Source organism: Burkholderia sp. SIMBA_051, from assembly GCF_046534915.1.
GTDB lineage: Bacteria > Pseudomonadota > Gammaproteobacteria > Burkholderiales > Burkholderiaceae > Burkholderia > Burkholderia ambifaria.
In genome coordinates this window covers 339838-363286 of the sequence record NZ_JAWRXS010000005.1, presented here as the reverse complement: position 1 = coordinate 363286, position 23449 = coordinate 339838, and the positions used below count along the sequence as shown (strand labels likewise).

At 66.4% G+C, this 23449-nt stretch carries 8 protein-coding genes; 4 read left to right on the top strand and 4 right to left on the bottom strand.

Translation table 11 applies throughout. The features are described from left to right. Positions 1 to 286 precede the first annotated feature (286 nt). Positions 287 to 1984: a M4 family metallopeptidase gene (locus tag SB771_RS14740; RefSeq protein ID WP_175659210.1), complete on the top strand. Its 1698-nt coding sequence runs from the start codon at positions 287 to 289 to the stop codon at positions 1982 to 1984. 207 nt (positions 1985 to 2191) lie between these two features. Here the strand turns inward: SB771_RS14740 and SB771_RS14735 are convergent, their stop codons facing one another. Beyond that, a complete protein-coding gene (locus SB771_RS14735) occupies positions 2192 to 2764 on the bottom strand; it encodes a YbhB/YbcL family Raf kinase inhibitor-like protein (RefSeq protein WP_175659209.1) in 573 nt (190 codons plus the stop codon). A 734-nt stretch (positions 2765 to 3498) separates the two neighbouring features. Here SB771_RS14735 and SB771_RS14730 point away from each other — a divergent pair. Beyond that, a complete protein-coding gene (locus tag SB771_RS14730) occupies positions 3499 to 4656 on the top strand; it encodes an alkene reductase (RefSeq protein WP_175659208.1) in 1158 nt (385 codons plus the stop codon). Positions 4657 to 4722: 66 nt separating this feature from the next. Next, complete coding sequence (locus SB771_RS14725) at positions 4723 to 5472, top strand: SDR family NAD(P)-dependent oxidoreductase (protein ID WP_175659207.1); 750 nt, start codon at positions 4723 to 4725, stop codon at positions 5470 to 5472. 298 nt (positions 5473 to 5770) lie between these two features. Here the strand turns inward: SB771_RS14725 and SB771_RS14720 are convergent, their stop codons facing one another. Then, the gene (locus SB771_RS14720) at positions 5771 to 6433 is read right to left on the bottom strand and encodes a hypothetical protein (protein ID WP_175659750.1); all 663 of its coding nucleotides are present in this window, start codon (positions 6431 to 6433) and stop codon (positions 5771 to 5773) included. Positions 6434 to 7169: 736 nt separating this feature from the next. Further along, the gene (locus SB771_RS14715) at positions 7170 to 9257 is read right to left on the bottom strand and encodes a hypothetical protein (RefSeq protein ID WP_175659206.1); all 2088 of its coding nucleotides are present in this window, start codon (positions 9255 to 9257) and stop codon (positions 7170 to 7172) included. A 246-nt stretch (positions 9258 to 9503) separates the two neighbouring features. On the opposite strand from SB771_RS14715, the gene SB771_RS14710 reads away from it, so the two are divergent. Next, complete coding sequence (locus tag SB771_RS14710; RefSeq protein ID WP_175659205.1) at positions 9504 to 10622, top strand: helix-turn-helix transcriptional regulator; 1119 nt, start codon at positions 9504 to 9506, stop codon at positions 10620 to 10622. A gap of 38 nt (positions 10623 to 10660) precedes the next feature. Here the strand turns inward: SB771_RS14710 and SB771_RS14705 are convergent, their stop codons facing one another. After that, the gene (locus tag SB771_RS14705) at positions 10661 to 23035 is read right to left on the bottom strand and encodes an LWXIA domain-containing protein (protein ID WP_175659204.1); all 12375 of its coding nucleotides are present in this window, start codon (positions 23033 to 23035) and stop codon (positions 10661 to 10663) included. Between the last annotated feature and the right edge of the window lie 414 nt (positions 23036 to 23449).

Genomic DNA, 23449 nt, shown 5'->3' with positions numbered 1-23449 from the left:
GCACGTCGCAGCAATTCGCCCTCGGGCATCGCAACATTCTCAAATCACGCAGCGTCGATGCAACTTCATCGACGCCTCTGGAGCGGCCAACCGAATCATTTCATATTCCTCACCAAATCATGACTTGATTAACGACTCCGACATGAAAAATTAATCTATCTGAAAATATCTTGTAATTATAAAAACGACCTCCTAGCATGCCTCTGCGGTTCGCGACATGTCTTATATCAACGTCTTCACTGGATTCATTCCTCGAACATTACCCATTCATAATCTGGGGGATTACATGAAGAAATTGTCTCGTCTGCTGCCCATCGCCGCGATTACCATCGCGAGTCTCAGCGCTTTTGCCCAGGCCGGTGACCCGTCGGCCACGGTCGACAAGGCGCTGCAACTGATCCAGCAGAATCCGTCCGCCTTCAGTCTGGCTACCGGCGGCACAGCACGCACGTTGAAGTTCGCGGGGCCGCAGGCAAGCGCGCCGACGGACGGAGATCAGTTCCAGGTACGCGACGTGATCGTCGATCCCGATGGCACCGAGCACGTGCGCTTCGACCGCTTCCATGCGGGCCTGCCGGTGATAGGCGGTGACGTCGTCGTCCATTCGAACCGAGGGCAGTTGAAGCAGGCGAGCCAGACGCAGCTCGCACCGATCAATCTCGCCGGCACGATCGGCAAGGTCGGAAACCGCTCCGTGGTACGCAACGCGCCCGACATAGGCGCGGCCAGGGCCAAGCACATCGCGGCCGCGCGTTTCGACTCGAACGTGCGTCGCGTCGATGACGCGGAACTCGTCGTGTTCGCACGCGACGTCACGCCGACACTGGCCTACGCGGTGCGCGTATACGGCAACGCGACCGGTGCGCACGGCGATGCCGTGCTGTACTACATCGATGCGCGCACCGGCACCGTGCTGGACGCACAGGACCTGATCAAGACCGCCGCCGCGACCGGCACCGGCCGCTCGCTGTACTACGGCAACCTGTCGCTCACGACGGACCAGACCGGCGCGAACGCCTACCGGATGCTCGATCCGAGCCGCGGCGGCGGCTCGGTCTACGATGGCCGCGGCCTGAGCTCGGACGACGTCGAGCAAGCCACCGACCTGCCGATATTCACGAGCAGCACGAACGTGTGGGGCAACAACACGACGACCGACCGGCAGACGGTCGCCGCAGACATCGACTACGGGCTCGCGTTGACTTGGGACTACTACAGGACGACGCACAACCGCAACGGCATCTTCAACGACGGCCGCGGCGTGAGGAGCTACGCTCACGTCGTATTCAACACGGGCAGCGGCACGACCGGCGCGAACGCCGCGTGGCTGTCGTCGCGCGTGATGGTGTACGGCGACGGCGATCCAGGCACCCGCCTGCCGAAACCTGTCGTTTCGGTCGACGTCGCCGGGCACGAGATGAGTCACGGCGTGACCGAGGCCACCGCCAACCTGAACTATTCGGGCGACGCGGGCGGCCTGAACGAATCGACGTCCGACATTTTCGGCACGCTCGTGAAGTTCTACGCGAACAACCCGAACGACCCGGGCAATTACGTGATCGGTGCGCGCGTGACGAGCGGCGGCCTGCGCAAGATGTACAAGCAGGATCTCGACGGCCGGTCGTTCAGCTGCTACCCGTCCGGCGGCTTCTCGTGGTCGAATCCGCGCCACGATCCGCATTTCACGTCGGGTGTCGGCAACCGCTTCTTCTACCTGCTGTCGGAAGGCCCGGTGGTACCGTCGACCGATACCGGCCTGTCGAGGACGCAGCTGGTGTGCAACGGCGACACGACCTTCAGTGGCCTGGGCCGAGAGAAAGCCGGCAAGATCTGGTACCGGACACTGACCGTGTACCTGAACGCCAACTCGAGCTACCCGAACGCACGGCGTGCGTCGATCCAGGCAACGAACGACCTGTATGGCGCGAACTCGGTTGAAAGCGCAACGGTCGCGCGTGCCTGGAGTGCGGTCGGGGTGAATTGACCGCGCTTGTGTGCGAGCGTTGAGCGCCCGGAGATCGCGTGGTGGTATGTCGCTTCGAGGTCACGCGTGCCCGGGCGAATGACGGGCAGGTATCGATCGACTGCCTGCGCTTGCAGGCGGTCGACCGGCCGACCATGCTTTCTTGCCGAGGGGACGATGCTTCCAGGTCGAGTGTCGATCAGATATGCGCTCGACCGGCGCTGACAGTCAATTCAGCGATCGGTGGTAGGTCGCGATATATCGTGCCTGCCCAAGGATGTTTCCATGCATCTGATATGCAACGACCGCCGGACTCGATGTCGATTTCACATCGACACTCGGGATGGACAGCGCAGACACCGTCACGACATATCGATGCGACTCACCCTTCGGCGGGCATGGCCCGCCGTACTTGGATTCGCCAAAATCCGTCAGCGTCTCGAGCGCACCCGCCGGCATTCGTCCCACATCTCCTGACGCCCCCTTCTGAATCGACGTTTCCGAAGGCGGAATATTGACGACTTCCCAATGCGTCCATCCGAGCCCTCCAGTCGGGGCATCAGGATCGTACATGGTGACGACGATGCTTCTTGTTCCGGGCGGAACGTGCGCCCACGAGACTTGAGGCGAGACGTTATCGCCACGACATCCAAAGCCGTTGTAGACCTGCGCATTCGCAAACTGGCCATGGTCGAGACCGTCAACCTTGACAGTAAGCGGATCAGCAAAAGCCACTGCTGGCACGACTGTGAAAAGTATCGTGGAGCAAATCCTCGATCGCAGAAAGAAACCAAATCGCATGGCGCACTCCTAAGACAGGTTCAGTGTGACGTTTCGTACGACCGGATTGACACACTCGAGATACAGCGTATGTAACGATCATCGACGCGGATTCTAGACTCGAGCTGCAAACATAAGTAGCACCACGGACGTTCTCACCATATTGCTCGGGCGACAACAATCCGCGACGTACAGAAATGTGGATTCACGTCGAGACGAATACAACGACAACCAGATTCGCCCCGATAGTGACGCGCTGAGTCGCGTCGCAAACTCCGCTTGGTCGGGCCGTTGGTGCATTTCGCGCACGACTGTATTGCCCCGTGACTCCATCGACCATGAAACGGTCGCACTCGATAATGGTCACCAGCAACGTCAACCGGGCGCAGACTTCCGCGCTCGACACGCGACCTTTTCGCGGCTGGATCACTGACTGCTAATGAAACCCGACATGTCGAAACCCCGTGAAGGTCAGCGCGTGACTAAACCATGTGGCACCCGACGCGCTGTGTCCCGACCGGATTGTGGTGTTCTCCAAGGTCGGCTGCCCTTACTGCGAAGGCGAAAACAATTGCTGTTTGACCGCGAGATGGATTACGTCGACATACCACTCGATCACAAAATCCGCGGAAAAGTACTGAGCGCGGTATCGGGCAGCATGACCCGCCGCACGTGTTCATCAACGGCCGGTACATCGGCGGAACCGAAGCACTCGAACCATACCTGCAGGGCCAAGTTGCCATACAAGGACAAACATGACTCAACTTTTCAAGCCGTTCGATCTCAACGACATTCCGCTCGCGAATCGCATCGTCATGGCGCCAATGACTCGATCCCGTGCGGCAAACAATATTGCCGATGAACGCACCGCCCTCTATTACGCACAACGCGCGACCGCTGGCCTCATCGTGACCGAAGGAAGCCCTATCTCCCGCGAGGGCCAGGGCTATCTCTTCAATCCGAGCATCTATTCAGACGAACAGGTAGCCGGGTGGAGGTTAACCACGGACTCGGTTCATGCCGTCGGCGGCAAGATTTTCGCGCAACTGTGGCACGTGGGTCGTGTATCGCACACCAGCCTCCAGCCTGATGGTGGTGCGCCACGCAGCGCCACGTCACGGCTTGCAAAAGACTCGATCGTGTTTGCCTATGACGAGAATGGGAAGCCGGGGTTCGTCCCGACGTCAACGCCGTCCGCATTGTCGACGATGGAGGTCGAGCGCGTGGTCGAGGACTTCGTTTCCGCTGCGGCCAACGCCATCGAGGCCGGATTCGACGGCGTGGAAATCCACGCGGCAAACGGATATCTGTTCGAGCAGTTTCTGAATCCGCTGGTCAACGATCGCACTGACCGCTATTCAGCGACGACGCGCGAAAATCAGTTGCGCTTCGCGCTGGAAGTCGTTGACGGCATCGCCGAGCGTATCGGCGCCGGCAAGATAGGCATCCGGATTTCACCGTATGGGCAGCTATTCGATATGCCGCACTACCCGGGCATTCTCGATACCTATGGCTCGCTTGCGTTCGAGCTCGGCATGCGGCGCATCGCATACGTCCACGTCATGGATCAGTCGAACGTCTCGGTGGCGCCCAAAGACGACACCGCGTCGGACGATCGCACGATCGAACTGCTGTCCCGCATCAAGCGCGAGGCAGACAACACGCCGATCATCCTCGCAGGAGGGATGACGATCAACCGTGCGCAGGCACTTCTCGATGATGGTCTGATCGATCTCGCTGCATTCGGACAGCCATTCATCGCCAATCCGGATCTCGTGCACCGACTCAAAACCGGATTGCCGCTCGCTACCGCCGATCGAGCAACGTATTACGGTGGCGGCCTGAAGGGCTATGTCGATTACCCGCCGTTCGGTGCGCAATTTGCAGCGGAACCGCTCGAAAACGTCACGTGAACAACGCTGCTGTTCGAACGCCGTCCAAACCAACTTTGTGATGCACCCACTCTGACCCACTACATCATGAACACGCTTGCAGGAAAGGTTGCAGTCGTCACCGGCGCAAATAGCGGTATCGGATTTGCTATAGCCTCACGTTTCACCGAAGAGGGAGCCAGGGTCGTTATCGTCGGACGCCGAGCTAGCGCCGTGGACGACGCGGTTGCACGACTCGGTGAGAATGCCACGGGTGTTACCGGTGACCTCTCCGACCTCACGACACACGAACGTGTTGCGTCACTCGTTGCCGAGCGCTTCGGCAAGGCCGATATCTACGTAGCGAATGCCGGTATGAACGTGATCACGCCATCTGATCAAGTCTCGGTTGAAGAATATGACAGACAGTTTGCAACCAATACCAGGGCAGCCTTTTTTGGTGTGCAGAAGATTGCACCACTACTTAACAACAACGGTTCAATCGTGCTGATCAGCTCGATCGCGAGCAGCAAGGTGCTGGACGGGCATGCCGTCTATGCGGGAAGCAAGGCGGCGCTCGAAGCTTTCGCCCGTAACTGGGCTCTGGAGTTCAAGGAACGTCGCATCCGCGTGAATGTCATCAGTCCCGGTCCGACGGACACCCCGATCCTCGGCAAGCTTGGCATTACGGCAACGGATCGCCCTGCTTTCGAAGCCGTCATGGCGGGCGCTATTCCGTTTGGCCGACTCGGGCGCGCAGAAGAAATTGCCAATGCCGCGCTGTTCCTCGCAGGAGACGAAGGCAGCTTCATTACCGGCGTCAACCTGCGAGTTGACGGGGGAATTTCACTCGTCTGATGCCAAGGCCGGTCTGGATGAATACCGCTGACATTGAGCCATCTCTTCGCCATTGTCTAGGACAACGAAGTGAGTGCAACACGATCCCTCGAGTACATGCAAGCGCCGGCCCGGCAACGCTAGCTGCGTGCCGGGCAGTAGCGCCCATTCACTGCGCGCAGCCAGCCGCGCGAGGCCAGCCATTCGAGCGACCACCGCGCTGCCGGTGCCAAGCGAATACGCCACCAGCACGCTGCGCTTGCCGCGATAACGCTCGACGAGAGCGCAAATGTTCTGCACTCGAATCGACGCGTCCCGCTCAGGCCGGCAGCACGAGCAGCGTGTTGCCGGCCTGCTGGTTCCAGTTGTCGAGCGCCTGCAGATAATCGCCCGCCGGATTCACCTTGAACGCGAGCTTCGCGGACGCCACCGTCACCACGCCCGCCTCCGACAGATTGAAGCCCCACTCCACGCCGCCCAGATAGGCGCTGTGCTGCACATCCACAGCGATCGTCACGAGCCGGACCTGCACCAGCTCGCCGACGCGCGCCGCCATGTGTCGGGGCGTATCGACGATCCATGCGCGCTGATAGCCCTTGCCGCGTCGCGAGCCCGCGCCTGACAAGGTCTGTACGCCGCTCTGCTTGATCCAGTCACGCAATTGCGGCGTGATGTTCGGCGTCAGATCGCGGATGGGCCGGGGCGCGCCAAGATCATTGGTGCCGTACCAGGGCGACACACTGTTGGAATCGAGCGACCAGCCGTTCGCCGCGCGCTCCCGTTCGCGATCGTTGATCCACTGTCCCTGCGGCCGGATCAGCTGGACCAGCCGCACGTTGTCGCTGTCCCGGTCGGCGCGGAACCAGAGTGTCGTATCGACGCCCACGGTGATGCGCCCGCCCACGGGTTCGTCCGGGCTCGAGTTGTAAGGGGCATACACGGCGAACTCGAATTCGCCGCCCGAGGTGGAAATTGTCGTCATCGATTTCTCCTGGATGAATTGAGCCTGCACTGAGTTGGACGTGAGCGCGCCGCGCGCGTGAATGGCGTTGTTGGATAAATTTGGTGGCACGCGGTGAGGTTTGCGCTCGACCGCCGATTGGGCGCCCCGCTCAACAATTCGGGTTCAGGTGAGTCGTCGGGCTGCGCTTCGCAGTTGTCGCCCTTCCCTTGAATTCGTCGTGCTGCGACGAAACGGGCGAGGGCCGGCGACGTGTCAAGAAGGCAGCGGGGTATGGAGCGCCGCGACGGAAACGGCAGAATCCGCGCAGCTACGATCGGAGAGACGGAAGACGAACGAGGGGAACGAAGGTGTCGGTAGCGCCAAATGCTCGACGAGGCAGAACGCCCCGCGCGGCAATCGCGCTATCCAAGCGGAACGCTGACGGTATGCCGCGAGGCTGGCGCGGATGGGCACGCGATGCGCGTCGTATCGCAAGCCGCGCGAGCTCGTGTGGATCTTCCGCTGCGCGATCTTCCTGTGCCTGACGCGGTCCCAAGAGCATGACCGTAGTGATCGCGCATGCGTTACGCGACGTCCTGACCGTGCCGCCGCTTTCCGACGATATCGGTACAGAGGAAGTGGTGATTCGCGCACCCTCACCCTCACCCTCACCCTCACCCTCACCCTCACCCTCACCCTGACAACAACGACCCGGCGGAACGGCGAACCGTTCCGCCGGACGACTACTTACCGGCCGTACCCGGCGCGATGCCCGTCACCGGTCGTATTCGAGCGATTCGGAGAAGAGCATGTCGCCCGTATCCGACCAGCTCAGGTTCACGAACGAGAAGTCGGTGCTCCCCGTCCAGCCGGCCACCGACGGAAACGCCGCGCCCTGATCAGCCGGCACGTCGAGCTTGATCGCGGCGCCCGGCTGCACCGGCAACGCGCGCGCGGAGCCATTGACGAACATCGGCGACGGCTGCCCTGCCGCGGTCGCGCGAATCTGCACGTTGCCCCGCTTGACGAACGGCACCCCCGCTTTCGACGTCCAGCTCAACGGGAACGTCGCGCCGCCTGCAAAGGTGCCGGCGGCGCTGCCGGGCGTCAGCGCGTCGCGGGTCGACTGCGCCACGTCGTGCCATGCGTACTGACGCAACGCATCGGGCAACGGCGACGGCGTGCGCAACCGGACCGTATAGTGCAACTTCGGCGCCGCGGTGTCGCCGTTCTGGTAAACGTCGATCGTGTACGCGCTGAACGGCTTGATGTCGGCGAGCTCGGCGGCGCTCAATTGCGGCTTCGCCCATGCGGTATTGTTGCGCGGCGCATCGCCCGGCCACGAAAGCAGGCCCGCGTTGGCCGGATCTTGTGCGACGCCTGCCAGGCGGTAATTATTGCGGCACTGGGGCGACTTCAACAGCGCGGCAAGCTGAGCCGGTGTCTGTCCGCTCGCAATCTGTGCGCGGATGTTCAGCGTATCGCAGGTGCCGCTCGACGGCTGCAGGAACACGCCATGGCGCAACCCGGGGCCGTTGACGATCGCGAAGTCCACCGGGGTGCCCGCCGCATCGACGGTTCCTACCTGCAGGTTCAGCGAATCGATGAACGCGTTGGTACCCGTCATCGGGTTGGCCGGATTCAGCCAGTCCCACTTCTGCGCGTTCGCGTTCACCTTGCTCAGTACCGCGCGCTGATTGCCGACGACGCGCCACCCCGTATCGCCGCTCGCGAGACTGGCCGCCCGGACGGCGAGCTGCACATGCTGCTGCATGCCGTCGCGAATACCGTCGGTGCGCGTCCACGCGAGCTTCACCCACATCGTATCGCCGGCGACGACGCGGATCACTTCCGGCAGGCTGAAGCTTGCGTTGTTCATCGCATCGTCGGCGACGATGCCGGGTGCGCCGCCGCCGGACGGTGCGCCGAACTCCTGGTCGACCGACATGCCGTTGTTCAGATAGGCCGTGGGCACGCCGGTGTTCAACGCGCCCGACGCGACATCATCGACGAAGATCAGCCCGCACGCCGGCACCTTGCCGTCCGCGCGCGCGGCGCCGGTCGAGCCGGCGAAGCACTGGTTGAGCGCGCTCTGCAATCCAGCCAGCGCGCTCGCGCTCGGCAGATTCGACACCGCCACGCCACCGATCGTCGCGACGGCCGGCAGGCTCGCCTTGTCGCTGGCCTGCGGCGCGACGCCGGGAGCGAGCTCGAGCTGCACGGGCGTATCACTCGATGCGCCCGCGACCGAACTGATCTGCACGCCGCCGTTCGGCAATACGTTGATCTTCACCTGGTCGAGCAGCCGGTCGAGCCCCGGTGCACCGGCGGTCAACGGCCCGGAAATCAGGTCGACGCCGGTGTTGCCGGTCGCGGCCAGCAGGTCGGCCAGCACCGCCGAATAGGCCTGCACCGTGCCGGCGACGGCCTGAGCGGTGACCTTGCTTTGCAGCAGCCCGGTGTCGCCGAGCAGCTTCGTCGGGTTGTCGCCGACGATGGTCGCGGCGATCGCGTTCGTGATCGGCGTGATGTTGATCGTCTGCGTGCCGCCGGTCGCGCTGAGCGCGATCAGGGTCGCTTGCGAATCGGCGACGTTGCCATAGGCGGACAATGCAAAAGGCGCGGTCAAGCCGGTCACGGCGCAGTGAAACGCACCGGTCGCGGCATCGGCCGGACAGTCCACCGATTTGCCGGTCGCGTCGAACAGTTTCACGGTCGCGCCCTGCATCGCCGCGCCAGCCGCCGCGACACCGCTGACCGTCTGCGCGGCAGGTTCGGGAGGCGACGAGGACGAACTGCCTCCGCCTCCGCAAGCTGACAGCACGAGCGCTGCAATACCGGACACGACAGGTTTGAGTTTCATTGCTTTTCCCCGAGAGTCTTCTGGTTGTCAGGTGCGCTACGCACCGCGCATGCACGCTGGTCGACGGGGATTCTCGCAAAGGCGTTTTTTGTGTTCATCATTCAAGTGAATGAAAATCGCGAAACAATGCGACCCTGAATGCAATTCAGCTGTGTTAGCCTGAAAAAAATTCGGTATTCGAATGGATATCGTCATACAAAAACGCCATATACGAAGACCAAAATCGCGATTCGCCGGGGGGCACGCATGTTACGGGACCAACTAATCGGGGACCTCTACGAGGCCGCGCTGCATCCAGATGGTTTTCTCGAGATATTCCATCAGGTATCCGAATCACTCGGCGCAAACGTTTTTCACATGTTCAGCTGGGATACCGCGCGCAACGCGCCGAAGCTCTCGATCTATTCGCCGCGCGCGGAGCTGGACGGCCTCGTCGCCCTCTACGACCAGTACTATGGCGCGCTCGACCCGCGTCGCGGTTTTGTCGAAAATGCGCCGCTCGGCGAATTCGTGTGCTGCCAGGATCATCTGAGCGAGCGCGACGTCGAACGCAGCGAGTTCTTCCAGGACTATCAGATTCCGTCGGGCATTCGCTATCTGATGGGCGTGCGTCTCGCGCGTCCAGGCAGCGACGACATTCTGCTCGGCTTGCTACGCGCCAATGGCCGACCGCCCTATTCGTCCGACGAACGCGCGACGCTCTCGAGCATGGCGGGACATCTGCAACGCTCGATCAACCTGTGGCAGGACGCGCGCATACTGCATCGCGATGCGATGCTCGGCGCCGAACTGATGGAGGAACTGGGCTTGTCCGTGTTCGCGCTGGACCGGCATTCGCACGTGGTATTCGTCAACCGTGCGGCCGAAGCGATGCTGCGCGCGACCACCTGCCTGAAGCTCGAGCACGGATGCCTCAGCGCCGCGGGAGCGCCGCAGAACGATGCGCTGAAGGCGGCGCTGGCCCGCGTCGCGAAGACGCGCAAGAGCGAAAGCCTTGCACTGTCCAGCACGCTGAGCGATGCGCATGAAATCTTTCTCGGCATCGCGCCATTGTCGGGGCAGGCGCTACAGGCGACCTTCGGCGACGCGACGATGCTGATCACGGTCAGGCAACGCGGCGCGGCGCCGCTCGTCGTCGCGCAACAGTTGCGACAGGCATTCGGCTTGTCGAGCGCCGAAGCGGCCGTTGCGGAAGCATTGCTCTGCGGCAAGACGCCGGACGAATGCGCGGCGAGTACCGGCGTTGCGCTCACGACCATTCGCACGCAGTTGCGCGCGATCTACGAAAAGACTCATTCGCGCAACCAGGCCGAGGCCGTAGGACGCATGCTCTGGGTGCTCCCGCAGCGCAAGCGCGAAGGCTGACCCGCCGATGCCGCGGGTCGGCCTTCGCCGCGCCGGGCTCACCCGACAATGACCTGCTGCCCCGGCGCGATCTCGCCCGGATTGCCCGCCAGATTCCGGTTGAGCTGCAGGATCTCGTTGAGCGCGACGTTGATCCGCTGACCGTCGGACATCCGCTGCTGTTCGTCGGCCGGCACATGGGCCGCGGCAAGCAGCGATCCTTCGTGACGTTCGGCGATCGTCCACAACGAATCGCCGGCCACCACGTTCACCGTCAGCGGTGTCGGCGTCGGGCTCGGCGAGTTCGTCGGGGCCTGCGTCGGTTGTGACGGCGCACTCGACGGCTGCGCGCCGGCCGTTGAAGTCGCCGATGCCGATGGCGATGCAGATGCCGACGGCGACGGGGCCGCGGACGCACTCGGCTGCGCCGGCGCACTCGTCGCGCCCGGCGACGGCGCGAACGATGCACCCGGCGCCGGTGTCCCCGCATTCGAACCCGACGGTTGCGACGACGAACCCGGCGGCTTGTGCTTGTCGTCCGGCGCGGTCGCCGACGTGTACAGGTTGATCCCCTGCATGATCCCGAAGATTGCCACCGGGGCCAGCGCGATGCCGGTCGGCAGACGCTCCATCCACGGCGTCGCATTCGGGAAATGCGAATGCAGCCGCCCGGCGCCGAGCAGCGCGCCGGACGTCGCGATCAGCGAGCCGGTCATCGGATCTCCGGTCAGCGCGGTATGGGCCCCGGTTGCGATACTGACCGCCGACGTCAGGTAGTCGCCGGTCGCGCTCGCGATCCGCGCGAGTTGACTGCGGTTCTCGGCGTTCACGCCGCGCACGCTGCCCTTGTAGACGATGCCGGTATAGACGGCGCTGAACGCGCCGCCGATCGCCTGTCCGCCAGCGAGCAGGTCGCCGTGCCAGATCGCCCGGCTCGCATTCATCATGATCGAGCCACCGTAGCCGCCCAACGCCAGCACGCGACCGATCCGCCCAATCGAATGCCGCGGGCTGCCGTGGTGCAGCAGCTTCAGCGACGTCCCGCCGACCACGCCCTGCATCTGCGCGAGCATGTCGGCGGCGATCGCCTTCGTATGCGCGACGGTGTCGTCGAACGACAGCATCCCGTCGTTGTTCAGCGCGCGAAGCTGCGCGGCCATCGCCTTGCCTTCGTGCGCGATCTGCTCCAGCTGCGTGCCGCGCGCGGTCACGTCGAAGCCGTTCGCCTTCAGTTGCGCCTGCAGCCCGCGCACGAGCCGGTCGACGACGCGGTCGAACACGCGCGGATCGCCATTCTTCAGGCTGGCCACCGCGCCGTGATGCAGCGCCTGGAACACCCGACCGACCCGCAGCCCCGCGTACAGCGAATTCGTCGCGGTGCGCACCGACTCCCGCCCGGCCCAGACGAGCACGCCCGCGCCGGCGCCGCCGGTCAACGTGGCCGCGGTGATGTCGCCGGCGATCCGCCGTGCCGAAGGCGGCGGCGTGTTCTCGCCGATCGGTTCGTCGTGCACCCTCAGCGCATGCAGTTCCGCCTGCGCGCGTTTGTCATCGGGAATGTCGATCTTCCCGAGCTGGGCCGCTTCGCGGCGGCTCGCACCGATCGGCTTGGTGCCGTCGTTGATCAGCACCGGATCGCGCACGACCGCGTCCCAATGTTCGCGCGGGTCGGCGGCGGACGGCCGCTTGCCGGTCGTCACGCGGTCGGGCACGTTGCCGCCGTACGCGTCCAGCCAGCGCGCGCCGAACGTGCGGGCGCCCTTGTCCGTCTTGGTGCGCGGCGCGTTGCCGTCGGCCTCCCACAGCTTCGTCGCATGCTCGATCGTCGCCTTGCGCGCCTGGTTCAGCCACACGGTCGTGTTGCCTTCATAGATCTTCTGGCGCAGCGCGGCCACCTCGGCGGGCGTCATCCCGTCCGCGATGCCGATCCGCTCGACTTCCGCGAACAGCAGCTGATGCTGGTTCGCGAGCGTCTGCCGGTCGACGCGCTCGAACACGCGCGTCAGCGCGTCGGCGCCATGCAGGCGGTTGATGATGTCGGGCCGGTTGCGGTTTTCGACGATCAGCTTCGCGAGCGCGCCGGTGAGATCCTGGTTGCCGACGAAGTCGGCGCCGTGCGTGCCGTACGACAGCCCCATGTGCACCCATTCGAGCCCCTTGCGCTCGAGCACCGCGCGCAGCAGCTTCTCGTGGCCGCCGCCCGGCACCGATTCCGGCACTGCATCCCAGCCGTGGAACGTGACCATCACGTTCGGCGCCGTCGTATCGGGATGCGCGTTCGACCAGCTTTCGAGCGCGCTCATGACCCGCACGTAGTCGTGATACGTGTCGTTGGTGCCCGACTGGAACCGGTAGTCGGCGCCGGACACGAGCGCGCGCGACGGCGCGGTCTCGAGCCGGATCGCGAAGCCGGTGCGCGCGGCCTCGTCGAGCCAGCGATGCAGATGCGCGAGATCGTCGAGCGCGAGCGCCGTGCCGTCCGAGTCGGGGGCGGGATGGATCATCCCGTTCTCGCCGTCGAACACCGCATTCTTCTGGTCGCCGAGCGCACGCACCGCGCGCAGGAAGTCGGGATCGTGCGCCTTGCCGAGCACCGCGGCGAGCGAATGCGGATCGATCACGAGCGTGACGACCGGCATCACGCCGCCGTACCGCTCGACGAGCGCACCCATCAGCGCCGGATCGTCGCTCAGCGAGAACGAGCGCGCCATCGGCACCATGCGGTCCTGCAACGCCTCGTCCGAGCGCGTGAAGAACTGCCGGATCCGCTTATCTGCGACAGTCGCAGCACCCAGGTTGCGCGTCCGTGCGCGTACCTTGCCCGGCACCGGCAGGAAGCGCGACGCCGACGTCGACACGTCGCGCGCGACAAACAGCTTGTTGAGCAGCGTGCGCCACATGCCCACGTCGACCATCACGGCCTGCGGCTCGCCCTTCAGCACGAGGTTCACGTTGCCCGGCCGCTGCGCCTGCTTGTTGTACGCCTCGATCTGCTCATGCGTCGCGAAATACTGCTCGGGCTTCGCCGCGCCGTTGCGCAGGCCGAACTGGACGACGGTGGCCGCCGACAGGCCCGGCTGATACGGTTCGATCGACAGCGGCGCGGGCGCGGCGCCGTTGCGCCGCAAGCGCCGCAGATCGCCGAGCACCTCGTTGTAGCCATGCCGCGTGCGGGCCGCGAGCGCACGGAACGGCGCCGAGTTCAGGCTGCGCGCTTCCGCATCCTTCCATTGATCGTGCAGCGCCTTCGCGCGCGCTTCGAGCGCGGCGACGCGGGTCGGCCGCGCGCTGTTCAGGAAATCGCGCGGCGACAGTTGCGTGAGCAGGAAATGCACGTCCGTCCCGAAGCGATCGTTGCCGATCGGCATTTCGTCGAGCGGCACGCCCCGATGGTGCAGGTTGTTGACCTGCGGGATCTTGTCGAACCAGCGCATCTCGCCGTTGCGCTCGGCGATCACGCCGAGCGGGTCGCCGAGCGCCTCGGCCACCGCCCCGTCGGTCCTGAACACGTAGATCACGTGACGGCCGCCGTCGAGCGCGCCGTTGCGGATCGCGCTCAGCAGGTGCGACACGCTGTTGCCGCTGAAGTCAACCGCGTTGAGCGCGGACTTGTCCGACGGCAACAAGTGCGGATCGACCGGCGGCGGCGGCGTAGCGTTCGCGGCGTTCGCGTCGTCACCCTCTTCCGCGCGCGAGAGCGGCCGGCGCACCGGCACGATCGACTGGAACAGGTCGCCGGCCGAGCGGAACGGCTTCTTCTCGACGGCGGGTGCCTCCTTCGCCGGCCGGAAACCGCCGATGCGCTCGACGGTCGCGGGCGTCACGTCGCTGACGACGAAGCGGATGCCGCGGCGCGGCGACCGGCCGACCGGAATGCCGCCCCGGCGGCGACGTCGGAACACCGTGCGCAAATTCTGCTCGGGAATCTCGGTATCGCCGACCGACGCCTTCTCGAAGTACTTCCACTCGTGGTTCGTGTTGCGTTCCGCATGGCCGAGCACCTTGCCCGTCTCGTCGTCGACCACGTGAATCCAGCGTTGCTCGCCGGACACCGCGCGCACGGCCTGGCGCGGCCGCTTGAAGACGGGCGCGTCCTGCAGCTTCGACACGTCGGCGGCGAGCGTCTGCTCGACGGGATGGCCCGACGTCGTCACCGGCCACGACGTCTTGCCGTCCGGCGTCTCGATCTTCGACGGGCCGCCGAACCGCACGAGTTCGTCGTGCGCGACCGGCGATACGTAGAAATCGTACTTGCCGCGTGCGCGTCGGCCGCCGCTGCCGGCGTTCTCCAGCGCCTTGTTCAGCGCGGCTGGCACGCGCTTGCCGTCCAGCATCCGCACCGGGCCGAGTGCGCCGTTCGCGTCTGTTTCGAGCACGGCGACGAATGTCGGTGCCGGATGTTCGTCACTCCCGGCAGGCGGCTCGGCATGCGACGTGATCAGCACATGCGCGTTGGGGCCGAGCTGACGAGCGAGCCCGTCCAGCGTCGGCGCATGCCGGCCGTCGACGCGCGTGAGCGTGCGGCGGCCGAGCGTGTCGAGCCATGACGCGGCACGCGCCTGCTGCGTGTCGGCCACGGCGGTACTTTCCGGTGTGGCTGGCACGCCCGACCGACCGGGCACGGCGGGAGGCGTCGAGCCGGACGGGTCGCCCGCGGCGCTCGCGAGACGGCTGCCCGGCCCTGCCGGCCCGATCATCGGCCAGGTCGGGCTGCCGTCGACCGCGCCGACCGCACGCGTTCCGCCGGCATGCACGGCCGTATAGCCTTCCGGCAAACCGGAACGATCGACGCCGGCGAGCCGGTACGACACGTCGCCGGTCGCCGGATCGCGGGTTCGCACGACATACATGTCGACGCCGGCCGGCTTGTACAGCTCGCCGCCGTCGGGCGTGGTGATGCGCAGCGCGCTCGCCGGATCGTGACCGAGCGCCGACAGCAGCACGACGTCGGTCGGTGCGGCTGCGTCGACGGCAGCCAGGTTCGCGGTGGCGCTGGCCGCGACGCGTTCCTGCGGCGTCAGATCGCCCAGTGCGAACGCGGTGCCGTCCGGCAACGCTTCGGTCGGCACGTATGCGTGATTGCGCGGCCCGGTTTGCGCGGCATCGAGTGCGTGCCCGAGTTCGTCGTGCGCGACCGTCCGCGCGCCTTCCGGCAACGCGAGCGGCGCATCGGCATCCGCGCGGCCCGGCGCGTGTGTGGCGGCCGCCGCCGGTGCGTCGGGCACCTTCCCGCTGAACCGGAACCAGCCCGCCTCGGGATCGAGCGCGCCGAAATCGGTACCGCTGCCGAGTTCGATACTGCCGTCGCGCGTCACGAATTCGACGCGCAGGTCGGTCAGCCCGGCCGCGTCGAACGCCTGCATCACGTCGTCGATCACGCGGGTCGGTTCGGGGCCGTCGAGGAAATAGCTCGGCCAGTGCTGGCTCACGGTGCCGCCGGGTTGCGTGACGCGCGCGGCATCGCCGACCACGCCCGGCCGGTCGGCCAGCGCGGTGCGGAACGGATGGTCGAGCGTGACCGATTCGAACGTGTCGTCCGGAATCGCGGTGAAGTCGTAGTCGGGATCGGCAAACGTCGGATCGGCGACGCGCGGCACCGTGGGACGCGGCGGCGGATCCGCAATCGGGCGCGACGCGGTGCGGGTGGTCGTCGGCGCCGGTTCCGCGTGCGGCCCTGCGGGAAGCGCCGCGCGGCCCGCGCGTGCCGGGTCGCCGCGGAAGCTCTGCATCGGCAGACGATCCCTGTCGACCTGGCCGGTCAGTCGCGTTCCACGCACGGTGGCCGAACCGTCGCGTTCCACGAGCAGGATGTCCGGCGGCGCCCAGACGGTTATCGGCCGCCCTGTGAGCTCGGACAGACGCTGGGCCAGCGCCGCCGCGAACGTCGTGCTCGCGGCCCGCACCTGGCCCGGCGCCACGCGCAGCGGATCGTGCTTGTTCGATCCGCCGAAGCACGAATACAGCGTGACGTCCTGCCCCGGCTCGAGATGCGGCGCGACGCGCTCGGCCACCTGGTCCGGCGTGAGCGGCCGGCCGTCCGGGCCCAGCATCGCGTCGGCCGACATCCCGTGTCCGAACACCACGTGATGACCGGGCGGCGACATCAGCCCGCGCGCGCCGATCGGATGCAGCGGATCGTCGGGCGGCATCAGCAGCGTGTCGGCCGGACGCAGGAATTCGGGATGCTGCGTCGCGTCGACGCCGGTCACGTCGTCGAACCCCGGCTGCAGCACCGACTTGCCATGGATCGTCGTCGTGACCACGCCACCGTTGGCGATCTTGCGGTCCGTATAGACGCGGCTGGTCGGCGGATAGATTTTCTCGGTTTTCCCGGACAGGCCATCGTCGGCCTCGGCTTCGGCGATCTGCTCGGTGCGCGCGGCCCATTCGTCCGCGGTGAATATCTGCCCCGGCTCGACCTCCACGAGCGGGGTCGGCTGGTAGACCGGCGGTTCGCCCGCGTCCGGCTCGGGCGCGAGCCGCGGATGCACGGGCTCGCCGGGCGTCACGCTCCGCCGGCCGGCATCGCCCGGCGCACCGCCTGCGCTGCGCCGCCCGCTGTCCCCGTCCGGATCGATCTGCGTGTCGATCGGACGCACCGGCTCGACCGGCGCATCGTCATGCGCGAGCGGGCGCGGCGGCGGTCCGCCGCGCTGCGCGAACACCGTCGGCGGGTCGCTGGCATCGGGCGCCTCGGGCACATGCAGATAGAGCCGCGTCGCGACGTCGGGATCGTGCGCCGGCACGCCGATATCGTCGTCGAGCGGATAGAGTTCCAGCGCACCGGTGCCGCGCACCGAGTTGGACGAGATCGACGCGATCACCGGCGCCTGCAGTTCATACGCGAGCTCCTGCGCAAACGAATAACCGCCGGAAGCGAGATAGCAACCGGTCAGCAGCACGCCGTTGCCTTCCGTATAGGCCGGATCCTCCAGCATCCTGCGCGCGAACTCCTTCGGCGCGATCGTCTTGCCATTCATGATGGCGATCGAGCTGTCCCAGCTGACGTCGCTCGGCTTCGTGCCGTGCGATTCGACGATATCGAAACCCGACACCTTCAGGAACTGCCGCGCGGTCGCGTGGCCGAGCAGGTTCACGACACTCGACCCCGGCACGGGCCGCAGTTCCAGCGGATTGACGCGAACCGGCTGCGCGCGGCCCGGCGAGAACTTGCCGTTCACGTCGGGTTCGATCTGGAAGCGCGCGAGCCGGCGGTTCGGATTGGGCAGCGCACGCCACCATCCGGCCGTATCGTCGTCGCCCAGCCGGCCGAATACCGGCGCCTGGATCAGGTCCGCGAACTCCTGCAGCAGCTCGGGATTGGCGCCGCTGCGCGGCCCATCCAGCGCGATCGGCGTGCCCGGCGTATAGCCCTTCCACGCCAGATCCTCCAGCGCGTGCGTCATCTCGAGCGCGCTGGCGGACCGGCCGCTGCGCGGATTGATGATCGACCCGCGTTTCGTCAACATGCGCCACACGTACACGCCGAGCGGCACCCGCACGTCGCCCGCCGTCGCGCTGCCACCCCACTGATTCGACACCGGGCGCGGCGCGACGCCGCTCCAGTTGACCGGATGCGCGCCCTGGTCGATGACCGCCAGCGCCGGCGAGAACCGGTAGGTGCGCGGTCCGCTGCTGACAGAATGGTCCGGCACGCCGTCCCGATCGGGTGCACCGGGCTCGATCAGGATGCCGCTCGTATAACCGGAATCGGGGCTGCCGTCGGTGCGATAGCGCGGCGAACGCCATGCGACGAAGCCGCTTGCGCCGTACACGTCGACGCCCAGCACGTTCGCCAGCAATTGCGCGAGCGGACTCACGCGCGAGCCGGCGCCGCACGCATAGAGGATCACCGGCGATTTGCCGTCCCAGCCGCTCTGGCGCACCATCTCGGCCATGTCTTCCGCGCTCATCGCCTTGCCGGTCGCGCTCGCGAATGCATCGGCCCAAGCATGCGCGTACACGGCGAAGTAACCGGGCGGCACCGGCATCAACGGCCGCTCGCCCGGCGGCAGCCGGTTCTCCGGCTGGCCCGCGTTGTTCGAATAGATCGCGAGGTCGGCCTCGCGGCGCGGATAGGCGGCCCACTGCGTTTCGCTCATGCCGAACGGCACGTTGATCACGTCGACGCGCCGGCCGTCCTCGCTGCGAATCAGCGGCTTCTGCGGATCGAAGCCGCGCGGGTACACCACGCGCAGCGTGCCGTCGTACGCATCGTTCGTCGACAGCACGAACCCATCGCCGGCGTCGGTCAGCCCGACATGGCCGACGACCGCTTCCGGCGGCACCGTGCCATCCGCGGCGAGCGCTCGCTGATCGACCAGCGCGACCCGGTAGCGGCCGCCCGCGACGCCCTCGGCGCCGACCATCAGCGCGTCGTGGTACGTCGTGTAGCGCGTCACGCCGATCGTGCCGTCCTCGTCCGGCGCGGCGGCCGCGCGTGCCGCGGCGTCGTCGGCCGCCTTCGCGCGCCGCTCGTCCGCCTTCGCCGCGTTCATGTCGTCGAGCAGGTTGCCCTTTTTGGTCGCGGGCAGCCCGTCCTCCTCGGGGTTGCGCACGTTGCCTTCGGCATCTTCCAGCGCATACACGTAGTACTCGACGTCCTCCAGCCGATTGCCGCTCTGGAGGATCCGCACGAGCACTTCGCTCAGCATCGCGCGATCGGCCGCGATACGCGCGGGAATCTCCCACGACGCGGGGTGTGCGCCGTTGGCCGGCACGCCGGCCTTGGCCGTCGGCGACGCTCCCTCGCCCGCCAGTGCGTCGGCGACGGCCGGCGTCGCCGCGCCGTCGATCGGTTCACCGTCGGGCGCGAGCCGCAACGCGATCGCGTCGTCGTCCGGCGTGCCCTGCGTGCGGCGCGCGCGCAGCCAGTCGGAGAAGCGCGCCCGCAGCCCCTTGTCGGCCGGCGCGACCGTGCCGCCGTCGTCGGCCGGTTCGCCGAAACTGTGCGCCTGGTCCTCCGCGTGCTGCCACGGGTTGCCGATCTCGCCGACCGCGAGACGCTGGTTCGCCAGCCCGTTGGCGAACATCGCGTTCGCGACGTCGAACGCGACCGGCCGCGGCATCGTCGGCGGCGCGGGCGTTTTCGTGATCGCGCGGATCGGCCGCTCCATCAGCGTGTGCGAGCCGAGCCCCATCTGCGCAACGCCGATGCCGAGGTTCAGCAGTTGCTGCGCACGGTCGGATTCGGACAATGCGTCCCAGTTCTTCACCAGCGACGCACCCTGGTCGAGCATCTGGTAGCCGCCGACCACGCCGCCCGACACATTGAGCACGCCGGAGGTGCGGCCGGTGGTCTGCGCGAGCGACTGGAACGCATCGGCTTCCTGCGCGAAGCGGCCGAGACCGGCCATGTCGGCCGTCACGCCCTGGCCGCGCGATGCCAGCGTGATCATGTCCGACACCTGCCCCGTGGTACGCAGCAGCGACGAGGCCTCCGCGAGCGACTTCGCCGCGATGCCGAGGCCGCCGCCCGCGATGCCCGCGCCGCTGCCGATCAGGCTGATCCAGTCGCCGCGCGCCTGTGCGTTGCCGAAGCCGGTCGACTGGCCGTGATCGCTCAGGTTCTTCAGGTCGGCGATCGCGGCCGGCACGCCGACGGCCATGCCCGCGCCGACCGCCGTCCACGCGGCGCCGAGCAGCAGGCCGCCGACCGGCGCGCCGATGCCGCTCGCGACCAGCACGGCGCCACCGGCCGCCGCGAGAATGCCGGTGCCCATCTCGACGTAGTGTTCGAGGTGCTGATACCACTCCGTCTTGTGCGCGTCGATCGATTCGTACTGCGAGTAACCGCCGGTCGCCCCATCGGTCGTCAGGCTCTTCGGCACGTAGAGCTTGCCGTCGTCGGACAGCGCGTTGTTGTGCTGGTAGTCGTCGACGGTGTCGTACTTCCAGCCGCGATCGTCGATCAGCTTGTACTGATCCGGATGGCCCTCGACCTGCACCTTGAACAATGCGCTCGGCGCGGTACCCGTTCCCTTCGACACGTAGTAGATCGGCACCAGCGACACCACGGCATGATCGCCGCCGACCTTGCGGATCTGGTCGACGACGGCCTGGATCATCTGCGTCGTCGCCGAGTTCTGCGCGTACAGCGAGCGGCTGTTGACGGCCGTACCGTTCGGGAGCTGGCCGTTGCTCACGATCAGCTGCTCGAGCTGCGCCATCGACGGCACGTCGTTCCGGTCGGTCGGCACGGCGCCGGGGTCGTCCGGCTGAAGCCCGAGCCCCGCGCCGACGAAGTTCGTCATCTGGTCGGAGCCGGTCGTGAACGTGTAGGACTTGTCGCCGAAGTTCTTCTGGAAGTCGTCGAAATACGCCTTGAGCTGCTTGTCAGGATCGGCCTGGAACAGCTTGTAGCTGGCGTTGGCGGTTTCCTTCTGCTGCTTGCTCTGGGCATTCTTGATGCCCTGGTCGTAACGCAGCTGGAAGTCGTTCGCGAAACCCGAGCGGAACCGGTCGTCGTTCTGCATCTTCGACAGCAGCGACTTCGACAACGCCGGATCGACACCCGACGACAGCGCCTGGCGCACGCCGTCGAACCCGTAGCCGGTGTCGCTGCCGCGCAGCGTGTAGATCAGCGTCTTCGCGTTGCCCTTGTCGTCGAGCAGCCAGTTCGCGACGTCGTCCTCGCGCTGCACGGGCACGCCGCTCTCGGTCGGCTGCTGGTCGGCGAGCCCGACCGCCGTGCTGAGCCCCTTGTAGAACTCGATGCCGTCGCCGTAGGGCTGCGGCGTGCCCGTGTTCGACTGCGTCCACTTGTTGCCGAAATCCTTCTTGACCGTGTCGAGCACGACGCCCGCGAATTCTGGCGGCGCATTGGCAAGGATGTCCTGCATCCACTTGCCGGCCTTGTCGGCATTCATCCTGCCGTCGGCACGCGCCTGCATGCTCGCCTGATCCGTCGCCTGCGAATCGGGCTTCTGCATCAGCGGATCGATCTGCGAATGGATGAAGCTCGCGTTGAAATGCGGCTGGCCGGCCTGCGTCCACAGCGTCTGGCGCTCGTCCAGCGAGAACGACGCGTTCATGTTGGTCTTCAGCACCTGAAGCGCCGCGCCGGGATTGCTGTCCGGGCCCTGCATCAGTTGCGTGACCTGCTGCTGCGTGTACTGGAGCCGCACCTCGGGCGCCGCCGCGAGCAACGTCTGGACCTTCTGATAACCGGGATTGTTCTTCTGCGCCTGAGCCTGCGCCATCGCATACGCGAACACGCCGCCCGCCTGGTCGATCTTCGCGTTCAGCGCCTTCGCCTCCGCGTCGCTCAGCCCGTCCGTGTTGACCTTGATACCCGTCATCTTCACGAACGCTTCCGCGAGCGGATTCTGCTGCGCGAGCGCCTTCTCCTGCGTCGACAGCTTGGGGTCGTTCGGATCGACGCTCACACCGGTGTCCTGCAGCAGCGCGAACGTGACCGGATCGGATTGCGCGAGCTGCTTCATCTGCGGCGACAGCGACGGATCGTCGGGATTGATCGTCGCGATCGTGCGCTTGAGCTGGCTCTGCTCGCCGAGCGCGTCGACGAGGCCGGTGTACCACATGCCGTCGTGATTCTGCTTCACCGACGCGACGACCTGCTTCTGCTCGTCGGCCGTCACGTAGGTCAGCGCGGTGTCGTCGCCGCCCGTCACGACCTTGTCGTACTGGTTCTGCGCCTGCGACAGCTCGCGCGAGATGTCGGCCTCGTCGGCGCGGCGCAGGCCGCCCGGCTCCTTCTGCCACGCCGCGTAATCGGCCTTCGCGTTGTCCAGTCGCAGTGTCGCGGCCGACGTGCTGTATTCGTGGCGCAACGAGGTGGTGAGCGCGGTGTACGCGTTGTTCGCATTCGTGTCGGCGGTGCTGGCGGTCTCGCGCAGTTGCGCGCCGATGTCGGGATCCGCGCGCCGGATGCCGCCCGGCAACGCGTTGTACCGCTGCACATCGGCGTTCGCGTCCTGTTCCTTCTGCCACGCCATCGCGAACTGGAACGCCTTCACGTTGGTCGCCCGCTCGGGCGCCGATTCGGCCGACACCGCCTTCTGCGCATCGTCGAGCACCGAACCGAGCACCGGATCCTTCGGCGACGCATTGCGCAGATCCGAGGCCACGCCGGCGATCGCCTTGTCCTTGTCGCCGCCGCCCTCGGCCGCGACGCGCATCTGGTTCTCGACGGCCGCCTGCACCGCGCCCCATGCGGTTTCGGCCTTCTTCACCTGCTTGTCGAGATCGGCTTGCGACGCGCCCTGGTCGTGCAGGCGCTTGAGCGCCGCCATCTCGGCCTGGGCGAGCTGGAGCAGGCGCTGCGTCTCGGCCTGCGCGGCCGCGAGGGCCTGCTGTTCCGGCGTCTGGGCCGGCGGGGCGCCACCGGTCCCGTTCTTCGGCGCCGGATCGTCGTCATTCTGCGGCTGCGGCACGCTGACCGGCCCGCCCCCGCCCACTGCCATCAACACCATGTCCGTTCTCCCGCGGCATGCGTGACGGGCCGGCACAGCGGCAGGCGAGCCACGCGCAATGGTCCATTGTGCCGAACGCTCGCGGGTGAAAAAGTCGTGCATTACGTAGTCGCCGGGCCGGTTGCGGCGGCGCGGGGAGACGCTTGCTACGAACGCGCTGGTGCCTGGCCGCCGCTTGGTCGATGATTGCCGTCGGCGGAAAAATTTGCCGGTTGTGTCGGCGTGCGTCATAAATACATACTGCGTTCCACCGGTAACCCATGATTCGCGCGATGCCGCGACGCGATCGTTTGCCTGCGCAACCAGCTTGCGTCGCTGCCACGCGTGGCCGTCCGGGTGCGGCCGGCGCTCTCCGCGGACGCGCTCGAAGCGCGGGCGATCGCGGTTCGTGCCGCGTATCGGTGCGGCGGCGCC